Raw genomic sequence first — 23491 nt, 5'->3', positions numbered from 1 at the left:
GCTCGTATAGCTAAAAAACGACAAAATGTCATTATCTTAAACTGTGAATACGCCATAATGACATATTAATTTGGTTGGTACATGATTTGTTCTATTCATTTCGACTATTAAATTAATTTATTTAAAAAATACGATTATGAGTTTAACAAAGAAAAATGACGTTTTGTTCCCAGCATTAATGAATGAAATTTTTAGACCAGATTGGTTTGGTGGAACTGAGAATTCACGTTCATCTTTACCGGCAGTAAACATAAAGGAAAATGAGAAAGATTTTGAATTAGAACTTTTTGTACCTGGTAGGGTGAAAGATGATTTTAAAATTGAGATTGATGATACTGTGTTATCAATTTCTGCAGAAATTAAGGAAGAGCATAAAGAGGTGAAAGAAAATTTTACTCGTAAAGAGTTTAGTATTACATCTTTTAAAAGAGCATTTACATTACCTGAGACAGTTGCGACAGATAAAATTGAAGCAACCTATGAAGGCGGAGTTTTAAAATTTAATATTCCGAAAAAAGAAGAGGCTTTACCAAAGCCAAAAAGAATGATTGAGTTAAAGTAAGTTTTGGTTAGTAAATTTTTTTAGGTTGGTTTGAGTTGTTTAGTTGGAGTGCTTTGAGAAATCAAAGCACTCTTTTTTTTATGATTTTTGAGATTTTTTTGTTTGTTGTTTTGAGCTTTATTTTTCAATTAAAAATGAACATGAATAATCAATTTAATAATTATTAAATTAACTCATTTGAGCAAAATTTAGTGTAGATTTTTACGCTTTTATTTTGCTCATAAATTATAATATTTTCATTGAAATTTAGAGAATATTTTTCTAGAATAGAGTAGAGGTTTGTTGCTTTTTATTTCCTAAAAAAATGCGTTTTCACAGTCTTGTATATAGATTTTTTTACGCTAAAAAAAGACTGTTTTTTTGTGTGTGAAATCGACAGTTTTATTGTTCAAAAAAATAACGTAAATTCGTAATATCCGCTTGATTGATTTCTTAATTAATGAATGTTGTTTCTCACTTTGGAATACTACGGAATAGGAACGAGAAGCTTTTTTAGAATTGAATAAAATTCAGCTTATAAATACCTTTAAATTCATTTTTTACAAGAATATTATATTTTTAGTCTTATCTAAAAATTTAATATAAATATTTATTAACCAGTAGTTTATGTGTTATTAGGTAAAGTTTAAATATACGTAAATCCTATTTTAATCTAAATTGCCTAAACTTGGCTTATTCTTGCTCTTGTAACGACTTTATTTCGTCTCTTAACTTCGCTGCTTGCATGAAATCTAATTCTTTCGCTGCTTTTTCCATCGCCTTTCTTTTATCTTTTATGAGCTTCTCTATTTGCTCTTTTGTAAGATAATCCATGTCTGGTTCAGCAGCTCTTAACTCCTCTTTTATGAAGTGATATGTAGAGACTGAATTCTTGGAAAGCACACTGTCTAAACTTTTATTCAAAGCCTTCGGTGTTATGTTATGATCGGTGTTGTATTGTATCTGTTTTTGTCTTCTGTAATTTGTTTCGTCGATGGTTTTTTGCATACTTGCCGTTATCTTATCTGCGTACATAATTGCACGACCATTTAAGTTTCTTGCAGCTCTACCAACGGTCTGTGTTAACGATCTATTACTACGTAAAAATCCTTCTTTGTCGGCATCTAAAATAACCACTAAAGAAACCTCTGGTAAGTCTAATCCTTCTCGTAATAAATTCACTCCGATAAGCACATCGAAAATACCTTTTCGTAAATCTTGCATGATTTCAACACGCTCTAAAGTATCAACATCACTATGAATATATCTGCATCGAATATTGATTCTGTCCATATATTTTGCCAACTCTTCTGCCATTCTTTTGGTCAAAGTGGTGACTAATGTCCGCTCATCTTTTTCAACACGAATTTGAATTTCTTCTACCAAATCATCAATTTGGTTTAAGCTCGGTCTTACTTCGATTATCGGATCTAAAAGTCCGGTTGGTCTAATTACTTGTTCGACATATACCCCTTGACTCAATTGTAATTCGTAATCTGCAGGTGTTGCACTAACATATAAAACCTGATTTTGTAATGCTTCAAACTCTTCAAATTTTAATGGTCTATTATCCATTGCAGCAGGTAATCGAAAACCATAATCTACTAAGTTTACTTTTCTAGAACGGTCACCACCATACATGGCATGTACTTGAGGTATGGTAACGTGACTTTCATCAATAACCATTAAATAATCATCGGGAAAGTAATCTAACAAACAGAAAGGTCTGGTGCCCGGTTCTCGACCATCTAAATATCTAGAATAGTTTTCTATACCTGAGCAATATCCAAGTTCACGTATCATTTCTAAATCGAAATTGGTACGCTCTTCTAATCTTTTGGCTTCTAGTGGCTTTCCAATTTCTTTAAAGTAGTCTATCTGTTTAACCAAATCATCTTGTATACTATGAATGGCATTTTGTAAAACATCTTTAGAGGTTACGAACATATTTGCTGGGTAAATAGTAAGTGTCTCGTAGACTTCTATAATATTATTATTAAATGGGTCAAAAGCTTCTATTTCTTCAATTTCATCCCCGAAAAAATGAATTCTATAGGCATGGTCGGCATAACTAGGGAATACATCTACAACGTCACCTTTTACCCTAAAATTACCGTTTTTAAAATCCGCCATAGTCCTAGAATATAACGATTGCACTAATAGGTGCATTAGCTTGGTTCTAGCAATTACTTGATCTTTTTTAATGGAGATGACATTTTTCTGAAATTCAACGGGGTTACCAATACCATATAAGCAAGAAACTGAAGCAATAACGATTACATCTCGCCTTCCTGAAAGTAGCGAAGAGGTAGTACTTAGACGTAATTTCTCAATATCTTCATTAATAGAAAGATCTTTTTCAATGTAAACTCCACTTGTAGGTATAAATGCTTCTGGTTGGTAGTAATCATAGTATGATACAAAATACTCTACCGCATTATCCGGAAAAAACTGCTTAAACTCTGAATATAACTGGGCAGCCAAGGTTTTGTTGTGCGCCAATAATAATGTCGGTTTTTGTACTTCTTCGATGACATTGGCTACGGTAAACGTTTTACCAGAACCGGTTACACCCAGTAATGTCTGAAACTTTTCCTTATCATTTATACCTTTTACCAATTCTTTAATGGCATTCGGCTGATCCCCAGTGGGTTTAAATTCTGATACTACTTTGAATTTCATGCTACAAAATTACGAAAGAAGAGGCATTTAAAAGAGTTCAATAAAAAGAAACATTAAGTCTATCGAATTAGTGAAAAATGACCCATTATGGGTTGCTGATTAAGAAAGCTAGCTTTATACCAATAGTCAGATTGTGGCATTTGTTTAGTATTAAATGTACCGTCCCATCCAATACTATTTGGGTTGATTTGTTGTATTAAACTGCCAAATTGATTATAAATATGTATTACATCTATGACAGCTTCAAAATTTTCAACGGGTGGTATATACTGCCAATGATCATTTATTCCATCGCCATTTGGTGAAAAAAATGAAGGAAAATCTTTTTTGGAAATATCTCTGTCTACCAATCTTTCTGTTGTTCCGCAACCGTTTTTATCTCGAATATAAGCCGTGTAATTACGAGTTGGCATTTCTGTAAACATTGAAGAATCTTGAAAAGGACCATCTCGGCCGGTTAATGAATACTCATATTGTCCGCCACCGGTTACGGAAATTAATATTGTTTTTCCTAAAGGAAAGTTGGTGACATTTATTGCTGTAATTGTAGCTTTTTCCGATGCTACTACGTCTATAAGTTTAGAACTTATACATTCAATATCGCCCGCGTCGGTAGTAATTTTATTATATGCTTCAAACCGATATTTACCTGGTGCAGAAATAGCAACACTTTGTGTTTCTGATAGTAACGTTTCTTCGCTACCACTATTTGTTAAAAACCATCTAAAACCATCGGCGACATCGTTCGATGAAATAGTGTAGGGTAGTTCGTCACTGCATATACCTACAATATTTGGTAAATTAATAATTGGAGCCCTATATATTAACTCGCCGGTAGTTTCAGAAATATAGGGGTCACAAACATAAACGGCAAAACTAGTAGTGAATATTTCTTCAGTACAAGATGTGGCAATGCCGATATCATTATAAGGTTCGATTTTTACATAAATATTTGAGTTTTGTGGTAAATCTTCAGGGGGGTCGTAACTCAGTTCATTTTTGATATCTAAATTATTTACTATTTCATGACCATTCGGTGTCGTGCCAATAGATAAATAGTAACCCGTTGCTGTCGGCACATAATCCCATTCAATATCTGTAATAATAGTTACACTACCTGCATTATTATCTGGGGTAATCAATACAGAACAAGTAGGGGCTGTGGTAACTTCTACCGTTGTTAACACTAGTTCGTCGCAGCTGATTGGCGGACCGTCATACGGAACTAAACTTAATGTCGCGTACATTGTGGTGTCGTCTGGTAAACCTAACGGCGGAGTGTAGAAAGGGTTGGTGCCAATAGGTTTTCTGTCTAAAATGTCAGTGCCTTGCGGAGTGGTGCCAATAGAAAGTAAATAGCCGTTATAACCTAATACTTCGGTCCAAGTTAGTGTTGTGTTTACTTCAATGTTATCTGCACCGTTGTTTGGGAAAGTAAATTCTGTACAATCTTGACCATGTAAAAATGCACTTGTCAAAAAGAGGCATAACAACCTCAAGAAGAATGACATTTTTTTAATATTCATTTTGTATAAATTAATTTATCGTTTCAAACTAAAATGACCCTTGATAATTTTATTATTGGTAGCTATTGCTTTGAACCAATAATTAGATTCCGGAAGTGCTTTGCCATTTAAATTTCCGTTCCAACCAGTTGTATTTGGTGCTATTTGTGCTAAAAGTGATCCATATTTATCAAATATAAAGATTACCGATACATTGTTTTTACCGGTTTCGAGAGTTGGTATAAATTGCCAATAATCATTGATGCCATCTCCGTTTGGAGTAAAGAAATTGGGAAATCCTTTTACGGTTAAATCTTGCTCAACTAATCTTGTCGCAAGTCCGCATCCTCCCTTATCACGAACATACACTGTGTGGTTTTGTAATGAGATATTGGTAAAACGATTAGTATCTTGATAAGGACCTTCCGGTATATCTATTGCGTATTCATAATTGCCATTTTTAGTGGTAATTACTTCATAGATGAGTGAATTTGTGCTAATTTGAATTTTTACATCTTCTATTTCTGGTGCTTGTGATACTTCTACTTGAAATGTTTTTGAACTGGCACATTCGAATATTTGCCCCGAATCTTCTATGTTTAAATAGGCTTCATACAAGTATTCACCTTCTTTATCTAGCGTAACTTCTGCAGTAGTAGATAGTAAGTTTTCATTGCCTCTTTCATCTAATTTGTACCATCTGTAGCCGTCTGCTTCATCAGTAGCCCTAATTACATCAAGTTCATTTTCTAAGCATATTGTAATGGTATCTGGAAAGGTCAAAACAGGATTTAAAACCAACAATTCGCCACTTAAAGGGTCAAAATATGGTCCGCAACCTAATGCTGTAGAAAAAGTTTCTTGTGTACAGCCGATTGCTTCACCCGCATCATTGAACGGAAATATGGAGATAAAGAAGGTTCGGTTAGGTTCAAAATCTATAATTACCGTAGATGTTTTAAAAAAGATGGCATCTTCTAAAATATTTGTCTCAAACGGAGAAGTGCCTATAGATACCCTATAACCTGATGCATTGGGTACAGGGTTCCACTCAAGTGTCGGACTCAACTGTACGTTTGTTTCTCCGTTAACAGGAGAAATCATCGTGGTACATAAGGGTAGAACAGCTTCTGGTGCCGTGGTGAACATAAATGTGCTACAATTAGAAGCTACGCCTATTCTGTTATACGGAATTATAGTAACGTAAATTTCTGCTTCTGCCGGTAGATCTGTTGGTGGATTGTAGTTAAGGAAATTTCCAACATCTGTACTCGTAAGAATTTCACTTCCGTTTAATGTTGTTCCAAGGGATAAAAAATACCCTGTTGCACTTGGTGCAGCACTCCAAGAAATATTTGTGGCTGAATTAACGTCTATAGCATCGTTTGCCGGAAAAGTAGATAGTATACACTGGGGTACTTCGCTCAAAGCAGCTGTCGTAAAACTTTGACTGTCACATACAATATTGGGCTGATTGAAAAAGAATAAAGTTATGGTTATAAATATTTCTGTGCTCTCAGGTAAACCTGTTTCTAGGGTAAAAGTTGTGGCTGTACCAACATTTCTTTCATTTAAAATATCATTACCTCCAGCAGTTGTTCCTAGAGAAATGATATAACCAGGCACTCCTGTTACAGCTTCCCAACTAATGGTAGCATCTACGGGAACCAAGGTGGTGCCATCAACAGGACTAACTAAAGCGGGACATTCTTGTGCCGAGGTTTTAAAAATTGTAAATAACAGGACTATGAAAAATATTGGCGCATCCAATATTTGGGGTATTCTTATGTCCCATTTCTTTTTCATAACATATTCGTAAACAATACAATATACTACAAATTCAAAATCTAGACTTTCAGAACCCTGTTAATTAGAATGAATTACCTGATCGCACAGACGATTTAGAGGTCTCGCTTTTTCAGAATTGCGTAAGATCCATAAATGAAAATGGCTATCCATGCCACAACAATCACAATTTCATACCAATGTATGTAATAGTCTAATGCAAGTTTTTCTCCCATTTGATTGGCAACAGATTGTACGGCACCTAATCTAGAGAATGGTTCTTTTATAAGATTGAACATTGCCTGTAATGGAAAAAAGCCCATGATAACATCTGTAGTTTCACCATCAAAAAATTTCCATCGAATGATACCTCTGAAAATACCTTCGAAGACCTGCCATAGAATTAGAAAACCAAGTGCAAAGGCTGACCTTTTTACTAAAACACCTAAGAAAAGACAGAAAGAAAAGAAACCTGTTAGTTTTATAAAAAAGGCTAAAAGGAACTCTAAATCGGTAAAAATGATAGATAATTCATTAAAATCAGAGTAAACAAGCCCCAGAATTAAAGAAACTATAAAAACGAATATGGTAGAAACTAGTGAAAAAGTAATGACGGTCAAAAATTTTGAAAGGATGAATTCCTTCTTTGAGAGTCCGTCTATTAGATTCTGTTTTATCGTTTTATTACTGTATTCATTAGACATCATTGAAACAATAACAATGGCTAAGAATAGTTTGAAAAATGCGGTGATAAATGTGTTGAAATGCCAGATATACGGGAAGTTAAAAATACCCTGATCTGCTAAATGAAACTTTATGGGGCCGATATCGAATTTTATAGCGGCTACTAGTGCGATAGAGGTTAAAAGTGCGAAGTATGAAATAATTAGCACTTTGCTAGCCCTGTTATTCCATAGTTTTATGAATTCTATTTGAAGTAATCGTATCATGTTGGTGGTGTGTTAGGCGTTAGCATTTTTAGTTAAGGCAAGAAACTGCTCTTCTAAACTTTCTTTTCGTTTTACTAAATGAGATACGATAATGCCTTTATCAAAAAGTAGTTTGTTCAATGATTGTGCATCTAGTTCTGAAGTTAAAATTGCCGTGATCAAACCATTTTCTTGTTTTATGCTTCCAAAATGTTCATTAGTGCTCAAGTACGATGTTAGTTTTTCTAAGTCATCAGATTTTAATTCGAAAAAGCCGAAACTAGCTTGCAAGCTATCTACTCTGCCCGCGTACAATTTTTCTCCTTTTCTTAAAATAACAACATGAGAACATACTTTCTCTACTTCATCCAATAAATGCGATGCCAATAGAATTGTTGTTCCTTTTGCAGCAATTGTCTTTATGATTTCTCGAATCTGATGAATACCTTGAGGGTCTAAACCATTGGTAGGTTCATCAAGAATTAATATTTCTGGATCGTTCAGTAGGGCAGAGGCAATAGCTAGGCGCTGTTTCATCCCAAGGGAAAAAGTCCGGAATTTGCTGTTTTTTCTGTCTAGGAGTCCGACTAAATCTAGCTTTTCTTCAATTTTATCTTCTGATACATCTTTGATTTTACAGACTAATTTTAAGTTTTGCAAAGCCGTCATGTACGGGTAGAAGTTTGGGCGTTCGATAATTGCACCCACTTTTTTTAGTGCTTCGTGCGTTGAAGATTCACCGCCAAACCAAGCGAAGTCTCCGCTGGTTTTATTGACGACGTTTAATACAATGCCAAGGGTAGTTGATTTGCCGCTACCGTTAGGACCTAGAATTCCGTACACGTTACCTTTTTCTATAGTAAACGATAAATCTTTTACAGCGGTAAGGTGTCCGAATTTTTTGGTAAGATGATTGACTGTTAGAATAGTACTCACGTCAAGTGTTTTTTGATTGGTTACGTATACTTGACGATAAACTTGACGGAATGTTACAAAAGAAATTAATTTCTTGTTGCTCTGAAAGTAATTCTTCTGTTAGTGATTACCGTTGTTGGGGTATTAAAATTCACAGTTACCGTCTCTGACGGGTCATCTGTAGTAATATTAGTATCGGTTTGATCTTGAGAATTACTAATATTATTGGTGTATGTTGCAGTTTGCGTATTAACATCTGGTAAAGTAACCCGTGTTACTAAAGTCAAAGTTTCTAAATCTCCGCTGTCCATACCACCTACAGACCAGTCTGGATAAGAAAAACTCCCTTTTGAAACTGATGATGATATCAATGAAATACCATCAGGTAAAACATCTGTGATCACAAGATTAGAAACGGAATTTATCCCAAAACTTTCCACTGTAATGGTAAAAGTTACCGTTTCACCATCGCTGACTGTATTCTGGTCGGCTACTTTTTTAATGACCACATCTGGGTCACAATAATAAGCGGTCAAGGGTTGAGAATCATAAGTACAACCACCTTTTGTAACTCTTACATAATAATCGCCAGCTTGTGTTGGTGTATAAGTTGCACTATTTGCTCCAGCAATTAACAATCCATTTTCAAACCATTGGTAATCATCAAAATTTGGATCAATTACTTCAACTTCAGCGGTTGGTAGACATCCGCCGCCAGTTACTTGCAGGTCAACTTCTGGTACAGTATCAAAACCTGAAAAATAGCCAGCAATACCTCTTGCGCCACTAAAACCTATAAAACCTACGGCTATTGGTCCAGTAGATTCTACGGTTACATCGCCTGTTAGATTTGGAACATAATATGTTTTCCATAAAGTGGTGCCTGCTACGGCAGAAGAGGCGGGTAGGGCTACTGGTCCGCTGCCATCTTCTACTGTAATATTTGCATCTGGTGTTGTTGTAGAAGCAATAAGGGTTACACCACCGGTCATGGTAACTCCGGCTGCATCTTCTATATGTGTAATATTATCAACGGTATCTGGTAACAAGCAGTTTACGGGAGCAATAAAGTTTAGACCTTGTGTATAAATGGCACTTGCACCTGCCATTAATTGATAGGCATAAGCATCTTTTGACGTGGTTACATACATATTTCCTCCGGCGGAAGAAACAGAATAATTACTTTCGGGAACTTCAAAATAATCACCATTGTTAATAGTAGCTATAGGTGTACCAGAACCATTTACATAAATTGCAGTACCGTTTTGTGTACCTATGATGATAGGTATTTCTGTTTCACTAGTACCGTTACCTCTTATGAAAACATATTCTTTTCCTAGTTTGTTTTGAGGTACTGGTTGGTCAATGGCAGCATCTCTACCAGAGTAACCTACCCTAGCACCTGTATTAAGACCACCGTTGCTAATAACTATAGGATTATTCGAAATTACATCTGCACCTAGCCAGCCATCAGCATTTGCTGGAGTTTCGGCAACATAAGCTTCGAATACAAAAGACTCATTTGCATCTAAATTTATAGTATAGCTATCGTCTAATATACCGTCTCGGTCGGCTCCTAATCTAAATTCACAATCTGGATCATAACCTGAAAGTGTTACTGTAGTACCATCAGCGGTAGCCATTATGCCTAAAGAGTTTGTTAAACTAGCTTGTGTGCCTTTATTCGGAGCTCCGCCCCATTTAAAATGAGTACCCATAGCTTGTCTTCCTTTACTTGTAAGGGAAGTAGCTTGTGACCCGGATCTACCTCTATAATTTACATAGAATTTTTCGCCTCCTGGAGCTTCTAATCGTAAACCACCACTAGTAAGAACAATTCCAGTATTGGCGTTGCTCATCATAGTGATGTTGTTATCACCATTACCCAAAGTTATTTCTTGAGGTGTAGTCTTAGATAATGATGCAGTAGCATATAGGGTGGTAGATGTACCTTGATAAATATTTACGGTAAACGCTGTTGTTTCTGGGGTAGATAAATAAAGACTTTGTTGAGTAACAGCTTGGTTGTTACCACCTTGTTTTAATGGTGGTAAATAGTGTAGGTCGCTCAACTGGGAAAAACCAGTTGCGGAAACCATCATGAATACTATAAATAAAATTAACTTTTGCTTCATTATAAGCTTATGGGGGTCATTGAGGTAAAGAAAATTAAATCACCATAAAATCACAATTATTAGTTGTAAAACCCTTGTATTAAGTGGTTATTGGTTAAAAAACAGAGGTAGCCGAATTAGCTACCTCTGTTAATTTACTTATCTATATAGTGTGAAATTACCTACAAACTCTCTGGTATCTGCAGCACCATTTAATTTGATGACGTACCAGTAGTCTCCTGTTGGCAGCTCATTTTCTTGATAGAATCCGTCCCAACCGTCTTCATTATCCTTAAAAGTGAAGACTGAACGACCGTATCTGTCATAGATACTGATGAAAATTTCTGGATAAACTTCTATATTATCTGGCATCCAAAAATCGTTTTGACCATCACCATTCGGAGTAAAGAAATTAGGAATTTCGATATCTATGAACTCAATGAATATACTTGCCGTTACTTCACATCCATTTTCATCAACAACAGTAATTGCATACGTACCAGTCTCGGTAATATAGAACACATTTTCAGAACCTCTATTTTCATCTTCGAAATAGAAGGTGTAGTTTTCTCTACCACCCGCAACTGTCGCAGTTATCTGATTAATGTTACTTTCTTCAACGGTCAGTTCAAGAGGGTCAAATGCCAATATCTCAACATCATATGTGGTTAAACAACCATTTGCATGAGAAATACTGATGTAGTGAGTACCGGGAGTCAAATCTCTGAAAATCGGTGTTAACTGCATTTCTAATGGATCTACAGTATCTAAACCAAATAGTACATCATCTTCTATACTTAAATCATTTAGAATAATATTTACATAGTTGCTAGGGAATGTACCATTACAACCGTAAACTGGCTCAACAGTAGCTCCAAGATCTACACCTGGGTCAATGGTAACTATAATAGTTTCTTCACAACCTTGCGCATCTTCTATATAAATGATGTAATCACCGGCAGCCAAATTGGTGAAACTTAATCTGTCTTGAACAAAATCTGTTTCACTCTCTAAACGAGTGCTATATGGAGCAGTACCGCCGATTATTGTTAAATCAATTGTACCGTCTGCTTCACCTACACAAATTTCAGGAGTGGTTGCAGTTGTAATTTCTAACACTTCTGGCTCTTCAATAGTGGCTTCAATAAGTTCAAAACAACCATTGGTGTCTTGTGCTATAATAATATAATCACCAGGTGCCAATTCGTCAAACGTATTGTCATCACTAAAACGATCTAAGTTTGGTGAAATAGCATATTGATATGTACCTGAACCACCAAGCATATGCACTGTAATAACACCATCTTCTTGTCCATTACAAGTAACATCGTTAATTGTAGTGTTAGCCGTGTCAATAAGAAGTTCGTCTGGTTCGGTAATCGAAATCAACAAAGATGATACTTCACAATCATCGCTCTGAACTCTTACATAATAAGATCCTGCCAATAAATCTGTAAACAGACCTGTTGGTTGATTTGCACGAATTTCATTGGTGAAACTTGCTTCAGAGAATAGGGCATATTGATAGTTACCTAATCCGCCTTGCGCTTCTGCATTTATGACTCCGCTATTATCACCATTACAGCTAATAGTTGGGTTGTCATTATCTAGCGTAACGGTTAACGGTATAATCGGATTAATTGTAACACTATTACTTAATACTGATACACAACCAAAGCTATCTTGAATATAGTATTGATATGTATTTGGCAGAACACCTGTAAATAAATGGGTGTTTGGTCCATTAGTTTCGTTCATTGCATTGAAAGCAGATGTACCATCGGTATTCCACATATATGGTCCTGTACCGCCAGAAGCAGTTAATAAAAGTTGCGCATCATCTAAACACGTTGCTCTTTGCTCAGTGATTAATTGACCTCTAACCTCAACCGGTTCGGCAATTTCAACAATACTGGTTTCATCAGAACAGTTCAAGTCATCAAGAATAGTTACACTATAAAATCCTGACCTTAAATTCATGAATGTTGCTGTGGTCTGAGAACTAGATGTTTGTAAAAGGTTAGCACCTGGGCCATCACCATCATACGTTTTAAGAATGTATCTGTAATTTGTTGATACTACTCTTGGCGTAAACGCTGCAGTAATTATTCCGTCCGAATCACCTTCACATTCTAAACCTACAACAGATTGAATATTTGAAACAATCGGTTCTGGCGGAGTTAAGGTAAACACATTAGTAAAGGTTTCTGTACAACCTAAACTATCAGTTACTTCTACCGTATATTGACCATCACTTAGCCCCGTAAATAAATTACCGTATACTTGATTTGCCGTGTAAGTTGTTGTTGAACTAACATGTGTCAATACAATATTGAACGGTGCTTCACCACCATTAGGTGTAACATTTGCAGTACCCATATCATTACTACAACCTACATCTGTGGTTGCTATGGTCGCTAATGTTATTGCAGCACTAGGTGATGTAATCGTAAATGATCTTTCTTGAATACATTCAGGAGTTCCAACTTGTGACGCTCTTAAAATATAACTACCCGCAGCTACCGGAATAGAAGCTGTTGTACCTGTTCCTGTAAATGTATCAGCATCATCTGTACGTGTAGTAGCTGTTCCATCAGCATTTATAACTTCCCAGTTGAAATCACCTGTATAGGTAGCATCTGTAAAAGTTACTTCAATAGCCCCATCGGTTCCAAAACATACTACATCAGAAAGTTTATTGACTTCAATACTAAATGTATTTGGGTCTTCTACGATATGATTTCGTGTTATTTCACAACCAGTAGTTACATTTTTAATACCAATAGTATAGGTGCCAATTGCCAAGTTCGAAAATACGTTATCACCTGTTTGGTATGTTGCAGATGGTAATATTCTAAACTCATAATTAGCAAGATTTGCAGTCGTATTGGTAACTGTACTATTTACATTAATAGTAATGTTTTCTCCACTGTTTATACAATCTAAATCTCTATCTACAATTACAGTTGTAGTTGCATCAATAAATGTATCATAAGGGTCTATGGTAACTATGTGTTCTGCAGAACAACCTTCGTCATCATATACACGAACAATAATATCACCACCAGCCGCATCCGTGTGCGTATAGGTTAAATTACTGCTGTTTTGAAGTACGGTAGAAGTTGCATCATCAATGAATTCAAAACGATCATATGTTCCGCTACCACCATTGATTAAACTTATGTCTATTGTTATTGTGGCATTATCACCATCATTTCCGTTTGCACAACCAAATTGTACTGGAACCGGAGCAGTAAATGTTACGGCTGTATTTTCATCTACAACCACTGTTTTTAATGTCGGACAGTTATTCGGACCTCTTGCGGTTACATCATATGAACCACCAGGTAAACCAATAAATGATTGTGTAGCTGCATCCCATGAAGCACTTGCCGGCATTGGGTCTAAAACATAGGTCAACGGATTGTTGCCGTTATTTACTTGTACCAATTCAATACTACCATCATTAGCACCAGAACAACTTACCTCAATAGGAGTAGCCGTAAAATCTGGAAGAATAGCCGCAGGTATGGTTACCGTAAAAGTTCTAAAACAATTTGGAGAAGCGGTACCAATGTCATAAACATTAACCGTATAATATGTATCTATAGTATTATCCGGAACGCCTACTGGTACATTCATTGCTCCACCTGTAAGAGTTTGTCTTGTTTCAACATCTGCTGATGAGCTGTCAAGAATTTCGAACTCATAATTTCCAGAACCTGAAATACCTTCAATAGCAATTTCGGCCTCAAAACCGGCATCACAACCTAATTGTTTGTCTAAACTAGCTGATGCCTGTAGGGTAGGGTGTACAACTATATTTGTGTCTTCGGTACAACCGGTAGCATCTTTTACAAATATAGTATAGCTGCCAGCTGCTACGGTATTGTAAACTCCGCCATTGTTTTGATACGTACTACCACCATCTATAGAATAAAGAATAGTTCCAGCACCTGTAGCATTTATTGTAACCGATGCATTTGTATCACAATTTGCAATGACTACATCAACAATAATTGGCGCGGCTGTAAAGCTCATATTTACATCATTAAGAGCATACGAACAACCATATTGATCCTCAACATTAACGGTATAAGTTCCTGCAGGCGAACCTGCTGGTATTTCTATAGGGTTATCACCTGTTGCTGTAATAGTAGTGAAAGTTGCAGGACCTGTAATAGTATAGAAGTAAGAACCTCCACCGCCTTGTACATTCTCGATTAAAATTAATCCAGGGTTTTCACATGAAATATCTTGATCAGATTTTGCGACTCCTGTAATAATCTCTAATTCATCTAAAATAGCATTTTCACTGGCGCTGATACATTGCTGTGCACCACCGCTATCTATTTGTGTTACTTGAATATAGTATTCATTTGCAGAAAGTCCCGTAACGGTAATCGTATTGCTATAGGTTACAACACCTGCACTTTGATCGATAATATTATTATCGGTATCAAATAACGTCCATTGCATGCTAGGTTCAGTCAAACCGTCTTCATCAACTATGGTGTATGTGATTTCACCGTTGTTCGCTAAATTACAAGAAGGATCAATTTCTGGTGTAATAGTCATTGGTAGACCACCAGCAATTTCGTTTACATTAACAGTACTTTGTCTTATACAAGTACTTGGTGTGTTATTATCTCTAACATAGAATACATAAGTTCTACCTGGTATTAAATTAGTGAACTCATACATACCATGCCCTGCTGATACCGCACTGCCATCTAAATGAACACTGCCTCCTGGATGCCAGATTGCTGTGCTTTCGTCAAAGTTTGATGGATCATTAGAAAAAGCATATTCATAACCAGGTACACCTTCACCACCTTGAACCTTAACTTTTAGCTCATCACAGTTTTCAACAACCGATGATGTAGTAATATCTAAATCATCTAATGGATAAGGAATGATTTCTCTTGGTAAATCTGTCTGACAGATTAAATTGTTACTACCATCTTTTGTACGTATAGAAGGGAAAACTTCATCACCTGAAGTATACCCTCTAAATACTGTTGATGGCTGCCAAGTTGCACCTCCATCAGCACTATATTCAAGCGTACCCGCAAGACCTGTAGTTACATTGGTAAAGTCAAAGCCAAATTCTGTAGCTCCACCTGAACAATCACTTGCATATGCTAAAAGTATATCAGATGTAAGTTCTGCTGGTGCAGTAATCAATACCGTTTCTGTTTCTGAACATCCTGCTTCGTCTGTAATTACAACGTCATATTCACCTGGTGCCAGGTTATAATATGTTTTAGTAGTTCCTACAACATTAGTTTGTACTTGATCTGGTGTGCCGTTAGTCACATCTACCAATCGGTAATCGAAAGGAGAAAGTCCGTCGTTAATAGTAACTTCAATAGTACCGGTGCCATCATGACAATCTGGGTCTGTGGCTACTGCTGAGATATCCAATACTGGGTTTGCCGAAATAGTTTCGGTAACCATAGTTTGGCAAGCATCAGTACCATTTGCTTTATCTCTTACATAAATATCATAAGGTCCTATATCGGCTAAAAGAATATTAGTAGTATTAATAGCTGAGAAATCAGCATCAGTAACTGTATTTCCAGAAGGAATGAAAGCATAGACAAAATTATTGTCTCCACCTGAAGCTGTTGCAGTTAAACTACCATCGGCACATACACTTGCATTTACAGGTACTACACTTAGTGAAATTGTAGGTGCTATTGTTATTGATTGAATAGCTGAAGCACAACCGTATTGGTCATTTACTTCAACATCATAAGTTCCTTCAGATAAATTACTGAACGTATACGTTACCGCTGTTATAGGAGAAGGTGTTTGCCATGCTCCGCCGTTAATTCTAAATGAATAATTACCATTACCATCGGTTACAGTAGCTGTTACCGTACCGTTGCTTAGACCATCATAACATTGTGTAGCTGTTAAATCAAAAGCTATAGTATCTGGTTGAATTACGTTTACTGTTGTTGTTGAAATAACCTCACAGTTATTCTGATCTCTAACCCTAACATGATACTCGCCAGCAGGCACATTTAAGAATTGTGCTGACGGAGTAAAGGCTCTAATAATAGTATTATCGGTTAATTCTAATTGATATTCATAACCAGGTGTGCCTTCAGTTGCAGATGCTTGCAAAGTAGCACCTGTATTAAAACATGTAAATTCTGCTTTTTGTTGAAGATCTGCCGTTAATGCATTTGGTGATGTCAACGTTGCTGAATTTGCTGAGGTTGCCGTACATGTATTATCGTCAATTTTTTCGACCATAATGTTATATGTACCATCTGTTAGGGTAGAAGGGGTAGTTATTGGAGATGTCGTTTCCGTTGTCCAAGTTGTACCACCGTCTACAGAATATTGATATCCGAATGCAGGATCGAAATTAGAAACTTCAAAACGAATACTACCGTTATCACTACCGTTACATGTAGGATCGGTACTACCTAAAATGGCTACTTCAAAAGTTTTTCCAGATTCTACAATTACTGAAATATCTTGTGTTTGTTCACATAATTCTGGAGTCTGTGACGCCTGAATATCATCTAATACCAAGAAGTTACCATTGTCACTATCAAGGTTGGTACGTAAAACAACACCAACGGCAGTGTTTGCACCAGGGTTAAACGTTACCGTTCTTAAATGCCAGTCGTCTGCATTGTTATTTTGTGGAATAGCGGCAGTTGCTTGACTACTGATTACAGTACCTGAACCATTAACCAATTCTACCAATATTTCTGGGTCGTTACCCGAAGCATTATCAATTAATATGTTGTAGGCGTAGAATGATATCGTTATTTCTTGATTAGCAAGTGCTTCTAAACCTGTTCTTGACCATAGAACATTGTTATTACCTGCAGAGGTACTTACACCAATTGCCAGAAATCTACCATCAGTTATACCTGAGTGGTCATTAGGACTTCTCCAAGAAGCATTCGGGTTGGTTATTCTGTTCGTAACTGCATATTCAGCATTTACAAGAATACCGGCAGGACCTAAATTACAGTCCGTATCTGTACCATCTTGTGGTTCGTAGCAATATCCTGGACCTATTTCTGCAATCTGTGTAGTTACACCAGCTCCAAAATCCTCAAGGAATAATGTGCTTTGAGAAGCAGCAATTGAACTTGTGTACCCAACTGTTATTGTTTGAGTACCCGAAGCAACATTATTGAAAATATTACTATCTAATGGTGTGTTATCTGTACCGTTTAATTTATAAGTATAGGTAAAGTCTGTTGTGTTAGAAGGGGTAATTGTAACTACGCCGTCTCCATCACACTCATACGTAATATCATTCGTAAAAGTAGGATCTATAGCAGCTGTAGGTACGGTGATTTCTAAAGGTGTCTCACAACCTAAAGCATCTTTTATTGCTAATTGATAGTTACCAGGTGTTAAACGTTGCTCGTCAACTGCCGTAAACGTGATACCACCATCAAAACTATATTGGTAAGGTGCTTGACCGCCACTACCATTTAAAATCTTTATTAAAGCAGTAGGGGTTGCCGCACCAGATGTATCACATGAAGCATCTTCTATAATAGAAGGTGAAGCCGTCAAAAGAAATGGTTGGGTAACTTCATACTCTAAATTCTCTGTACATGCATTACCAGGATCACTATTGGTGTCCATAACTGTAATGGTATAAGTACCAGCAGCTAAATTATTAAAGAAGTTTTCCGTTTGGTACGTTGCGCCACCATCAAGACTATATTGGTATGGTGCATTTCCACCAGATGCGGTAATGGTTAATACAGAAGTAGCTGAATCGGCACATATAATATCAGTATTTGAAGCACTTATTGTAATAGTACCCAAATCTTCCATTTGTACGATATTCGATAATCCGTAACATCCATTATCATCTCTAATTACAAATACATATTCCCCATCTTCATTAGGTACATATGTTGAAGGGGTGCCTTCATATCCGAATAAAAAGGATGGATTAGATGTAAAATCTGAATCTGGAATGGTAGTTTCATCAGCGTATGGAGCAACACCATCTTTACTATAGATAGCATATTCGAACCCTGTTGTACCACCGGTTGCCGTTAAATTAATAACACCGGGAGTACATGTAATATTATCTTGATTAGTTGCTGTTAACCTCAGTTCAGGAATTTCGTCTACCGTAATAGTACTTTCGTCACTACAACCATCTGTTGTAGTAGTTACGATAACATAATCATCGGCTGAAAGACCTGTAAACGTATGCGTATTGTCAGAAGAAAGTAAATTATTAGCTACCAGGGCTCCTTTGCCGCCGCTACCATTATCGAAGTAAAGTTCATAGCTATATTCTGGTGAAACGTTCAATGCCTGTATAGAAATTGTTCCTGCATCGGTACAATCAAATGGAGTTGTACTAAGCTTTGTTTCAAAAATTCTTTCTGCAATACCAATTTCTTCGGTTTCGAACACACAACTGTTTTCAATTGGTGCACCTGTTGAAGGATTTAGTTGTGTAATCTGTACTTTATAAGTACCGCTAGTTGTGATAGCAAAGTTAGGACCTTGAGCAGCGCTGAACGGTACTGCTATATTGTTATTTTCTACATCGAATAACTGGTAGCCATAACCACTACCTAAATCTATTACTCTTATTGAACCTTCGGTATCACAAATGATATCAGATGAATCTGGTTCAGGAATGTCTAAGGTATTTTGGTATGCGTTGAAATAGAATCTACTAAAGCATCCGCCTTCATAACCTATAACTACTCTATATTTACCACTATCGGTTACAGTAAAATTATCTGCATCTGTTTCTTCGTTCCATGTCCAACCACTAGCTGTATTTGCACAATCATCGCTTACATCGCCACAAGTAGCAACATTACAACTGGTTTCGTCAAGTTTTTCCCATTTAATACTCAAAGCATCGGTTATCCCTAATTGAATAAATGCACTATCGGTATCACCACAAAGAAATATATGTGGCATTGAGTTGTTGTCATTTGAACAAGTTACGATTTCACCTTGAATATCATTATCAGGATTACTGTCGCCATTAACTTGGTTAAAGTAACTGATGATCGGGTTGGTCTGTGTTTCACCATAACGCTCTACAGTGATTAATTCTGTATGGTTGGCACAACCAGAACCTGATGTTTTCTCAACGATATAGTTACCTACAGTAGTTACAGTCAACGTGTTTGAGGTACCGTCATCTAAAATAGTATCTCCAGAATCTATTGAACCATTATTATTGGTGTCAATTGCCCAAGTGTAGGTGTCAAAACCAATACCGGCAGAAAGTGTTCCGCTAGCGCCACAAAGTTCTACTGTTCTTGCAACATTACAATTTGCCAAGGCATCTGATACATTGTTGGCCGCTACTTCTAAAGTTGTGGTACATGCACCTGCAGGGTTACTACCATCTTCGTCTGAAAAAGTATTGGTATTTAATGTTCCAGAATAGTTGGCATATGCATGATTCTCTAGTTGAGAGGCACAAGCTGCTACGAATTCAGAACAGTCGCCTGCAACAGAAACCGTTATTTTTATCTTATACTCGGGGTCATCAATTTCAACTAAAGTATTTGGTATGGTAAATGTTATGGTTCTAGTACTTTCTTCATAACTACTGGTTACACCTGGTGCATCATCAATATTTATATCATCTAAGCTTACATTGTCTGGTAGTACATTTTTGATCGTAAAACCAGTTGCATGATCATCGCCCGTATTTTGAAATCTTAATACATAGTTGTAGGTATCACCTAAATCTACATCTTCGCCATTAATATCTGTACCACCCAATAATTCAGAAGTGTTACCCAATACAATTACCGGTGCAAATACTTGAGTATAAGATGCTGCATTTACAGTACCATCGGTTGGGTCAACTGCAGGAACTCCCGTTCCATATTCGCCACCATCACCGCCGTCAGTTGCGTCATCTTTATAATATTCATTGGCATCACTACACCCATCATCATCACTATCTAAATCTAAATGATCAGGATAGCCATCCATATCGGTATCTAGATTGGCACAAAATCCAGAAAAAGATGCTGTATTGTAAGATAAAAAGGCAACATCTGCATTTGAACTTAGTTGTAATCGTAAATAAGCAACGTCTGCTAAACTAGCAGCTGGAATACCAAATTCTGACAATTCTACTGTTGCCAAGCGGTAATCTCTAGTGGTATTATTATAGAAGATGCTTCCGTTTGCGTGGTAAATATCTAGTCGATACCTACCTACAACATTAGCAAGTGCTCCGCCGCTGTAAGCCTGTACACGTACTGAGTTACCTAGTGGAGCACCTGTTGCATCATAAAGACTTACAACATGACCGACACCACTTGGGTCTGCAACTTGGGTTAATAATATATCTGGTATACCATCGCCAACGTTAGTCGCTACGATAGGGTCTATTTCATAAGTCCATGTATCACCAATATTAACAATACCACTACCAAGATCTAGTCCGTTTTGCCCGTGAGTCAATAACGGATTCAATGGGTCTGTAGATGGGTCATTTACAATGGTTAATCCCAGAGAATTATCATTATTACCATCATTTAAATTAGCCTCAAATGTAGCTTCGTTATAGATGGTATTTGAAGGTGGTAAAGCCATCCAGGTAGATTCTGTGGCTGAAATATCTGAAATTCCATCGTTATTTGAGTCTATGCCATCTGATAAACCATTTCCGTTAGAGTCATAAAGATTATCGTCGGCAACACCAGTGGTAAAAGTTGTTCCGCCAGAGGTGAATGCCAATAATTCATGTGATAAGTTTGGTAAAACAGGATTTATTGAAGTAGTAGAACTTCTCCAAAAACCATAAGAATTGGTGAAAATTTCTGTTATCGCAGTACCACCTTGTACAGTGCTTGATGGTGAAGTGAAATTTACATCATTAGATATGATACACATTTGTTCAATGGAATCATAAATACCATCATTATCATCATCTAAATCAACGCTATCTACAACGCCGTCATTATCAAAATCGTTATGTACTATTATTCGAGCCGAGGGCTCATCTCTTGTGATATTGGCGTCCGTTTGGTTTTGAGTATTGGTAGCTATATTAACGAGGTTGAGTAAAGGCAAGATATCTATTTCGTCTGCAGTTACTTCTAAAGTTAAAAATGCAACTTCACCAGGTGCCAATGTGCCGATATTCCAAACACTTCCATTCCAAGATCCTGTTATAGTAGAAGCCTGTTTTAAGGTCAACCCTGCAGGAATATTATCGGTTACCTGAAGATTAGTAATTGGTAAATACCATAAATTCTCTGCTCTAATGGTAAATGTTGCAGTTTCCCCCTCTGTAATCTCAGGTTTGTCAACTGTTTTTATAATTTGAACATCTGGCTCACAATAGAAAATTTTAATGGTTTGGGAGTCGTACGTACAAGGTCCTTTTGTACCTCTTACATAGTAATCACCCGCAATGGTTGCAGCATAATCATAAGCATTAGCTCCAGGGATGGCAACACCATCAAAAAACCACTGGTAGGCATCAAAATTATCATCTGATGCTTCAAAAATACTTGAACCCGAAAAACATTCACCTTCAACACCTCCGTTAATTTGTAAAACAACTTCTGGTACGGTATCAAATCCTGAGAAATAACCGGCAACACCACGCGCACCATGAAAACCAAAAAAGCCAATAGCCATTGGTCCGGTTGAGGTTACATTAATATCACCATCAAGATTGGGTATGAAAAATGTTTTCCAATCATCAGAGCCGGCTACCGGGTCAGAAGCGGGTTTAGAAACCTCTACACCATCTTCATAAACTTTTATATTTGCATCTGTAGTATTAACAGAAGCAATAATTGTCAAACCACCAGTAACATCGGTACCGGCCATATTTCTAATATCTGGAATATTGTCCATTACATCTGGTAATAAACAGTTAACAGGGGCTACAAAGTTTAAACCTTGGGTGTAATTTGCTGCTGCACCGGCTAAACTTTGGTATGCATAAACATCTTTAGAAGTTTGAACGAACATATTTGCACCTGCAGAATTACTTGAATAATAGGTGCTAGGTATTTTGAAATATTCGCCATTATCAATAGTAGCAATCGCTGTAGTATTGCCATTTACAAATACTTGGGTGTTATCTGCGGTAGCAATTACCAAAGGGAATTCTGTAAGTCCGCTAGAAGAACCATTACCTCTTATAAATACATAATCTTTACCTAATTTATTAATAGGTACTGGTTGATCTATACCGGCATCTCTATGGCTTTGACCATCTTGACTACCAAAATTCATAGATCCATTACTAATTACAATATCTTTTGTAGCCACAATAGAAGCACCGATCCAACCATCTTCGTGAGCCTGTGTTGGTGAAGTACCTATATAAGTTTCATACACAAAAGACTCATTGGCATTTAATGTTATGGTATGTGAGTTAGCAGTTATACCGGCTCTGTTATTACCTACTCTAAACTCACAACCAGGATCATAACCAGATAAGACCACTGTGGTGTTGTCTTCTGTCGCCATAATACCAAGGGTGTTAGATTTAGATACTTGAGCACCTTTGTTAGGTACGCCTCCCCATTTGAAATTGGTACCCATTGCTTGTCTACCCTTTGCTGTTAGTGATGCAGCTTGTGCACCAGAGTTACCTCTGTAGTTGACATAGAATTTTTCTCCACCTGCAGAAATAAAACGTAAACCACTATTGGTAAGTACCGTACCAGTGTTTGCATTGGTTACAAGGGTAATATTGTTGTCACCATCAGCTAAAGTCCATACACCGGGGTTGAGTCTGTCGATGGTAATCGTTCTAACGATAGTATTAGAAGTACCTTGATATGCGTAAACGTTGAAAGGTGTGGTTTCTGGAGTAGACAAATATATCGCTTGGTCTTCTATAGCTTGTTTGTTTTGACCTTGCTTCATTGGTGGTAAATAATGAAGGTCGCTTAATTGCGCAGAACCCAAAAAAGAGCTGAATGCAATTAGAAAATACAGTAAGAATTTAATTGTCGTTTTAGTCTGAGTAATCATTGGTATGGTTTCAAGTAGTACTAA

Annotated in this window: 8 protein-coding genes; 1 reads left to right on the top strand and 7 read right to left on the bottom strand. The window is 36.7% G+C overall.

The window, feature by feature from the left end:
• The first annotated feature begins 136 nt into the window (after positions 1-136).
• Positions 137-562, top strand: a complete 426-nt coding sequence (locus tag ACJJVT_RS10700; protein WP_405398561.1) for an Hsp20/alpha crystallin family protein — start codon at positions 137-139, stop codon at positions 560-562.
• 672 nt (positions 563-1234) lie between these two features.
• Here ACJJVT_RS10700 and uvrB read toward each other — a convergent pair.
• The 7 genes from uvrB to ACJJVT_RS10665 all read right to left on the bottom strand — a co-directional run bounded on the left by uvrB (position 1235) and on the right by ACJJVT_RS10665 (position 23467).
• Positions 1235-3223, bottom strand: coding sequence for an excinuclease ABC subunit UvrB (gene uvrB, locus ACJJVT_RS10695; RefSeq protein ID WP_405398559.1), 1989 nt, complete (start codon positions 3221-3223; stop codon positions 1235-1237).
• Between the two features lie 59 nt (positions 3224-3282).
• On the bottom strand, positions 3283-4749 hold the full coding sequence (locus tag ACJJVT_RS10690; RefSeq protein ID WP_405398557.1) for a T9SS type B sorting domain-containing protein: 1467 nt from the start codon (positions 4747-4749) through the stop codon (positions 3283-3285).
• 15 nt (positions 4750-4764) lie between these two features.
• Positions 4765-6534, bottom strand: coding sequence for a T9SS type B sorting domain-containing protein (locus ACJJVT_RS10685; RefSeq protein WP_405398555.1), 1770 nt, complete (start codon positions 6532-6534; stop codon positions 4765-4767).
• Between the two features lie 95 nt (positions 6535-6629).
• Positions 6630-7463: an ABC transporter permease gene (locus ACJJVT_RS10680; RefSeq protein ID WP_405398553.1), complete on the bottom strand. Its 834-nt coding sequence runs from the start codon at positions 7461-7463 to the stop codon at positions 6630-6632.
• A gap of 12 nt (positions 7464-7475) precedes the next feature.
• The gene (locus ACJJVT_RS10675) at positions 7476-8378 is read right to left on the bottom strand and encodes an ABC transporter ATP-binding protein (RefSeq protein WP_405398552.1); all 903 of its coding nucleotides are present in this window, start codon (positions 8376-8378) and stop codon (positions 7476-7478) included.
• A 65-nt stretch (positions 8379-8443) separates the two neighbouring features.
• Complete coding sequence (locus ACJJVT_RS10670) at positions 8444-10492, bottom strand: DUF11 domain-containing protein (protein WP_405398550.1); 2049 nt, start codon at positions 10490-10492, stop codon at positions 8444-8446.
• A gap of 138 nt (positions 10493-10630) precedes the next feature.
• Positions 10631-23467, bottom strand: coding sequence for a T9SS type B sorting domain-containing protein (locus tag ACJJVT_RS10665; RefSeq protein ID WP_405398548.1), 12837 nt, complete (start codon positions 23465-23467; stop codon positions 10631-10633).
• Positions 23468-23491: the final 24 nt, after the last annotated feature.

This window comes from Maribacter sp. Asnod2-G09 (assembly GCF_045063795.1).
Taxonomy (GTDB): Bacteria; Bacteroidota; Bacteroidia; order Flavobacteriales; family Flavobacteriaceae; genus Maribacter.
The sequence above is the reverse complement of the archived record's forward strand: the minus strand, read 5'-3'. Positions and strand labels throughout refer to the sequence as shown.

Bases quoted from the DNA above. Each gene is read 5' to 3' on its own strand.
- ACJJVT_RS10700 (WP_405398561.1), top strand. From the start codon at position 137: ATGAGTTTAACAAAGAAAAATGACGTTTTGTTCCCAGCATTAATGAAT.
- uvrB (WP_405398559.1), bottom strand. From the start codon at position 3,223: ATGAAATTCAAAGTAGTATCAGAATTTAAACCCACTGGGGATCAGCCG.
- ACJJVT_RS10690 (WP_405398557.1), bottom strand. From the start codon at position 4,749: ATGAATATTAAAAAAATGTCATTCTTCTTGAGGTTGTTATGCCTCTTT.
- ACJJVT_RS10685 (WP_405398555.1), bottom strand. From the start codon at position 6,534: ATGAAAAAGAAATGGGACATAAGAATACCCCAAATATTGGATGCGCCA.
- ACJJVT_RS10680 (WP_405398553.1), bottom strand. From the start codon at position 7,463: ATGATACGATTACTTCAAATAGAATTCATAAAACTATGGAATAACAGG.
- ACJJVT_RS10670 (WP_405398550.1), bottom strand. From the start codon at position 10,492: ATGAAGCAAAAGTTAATTTTATTTATAGTATTCATGATGGTTTCCGCA.
- ACJJVT_RS10665 (WP_405398548.1), bottom strand. From the start codon at position 23,467: ATGATTACTCAGACTAAAACGACAATTAAATTCTTACTGTATTTTCTA.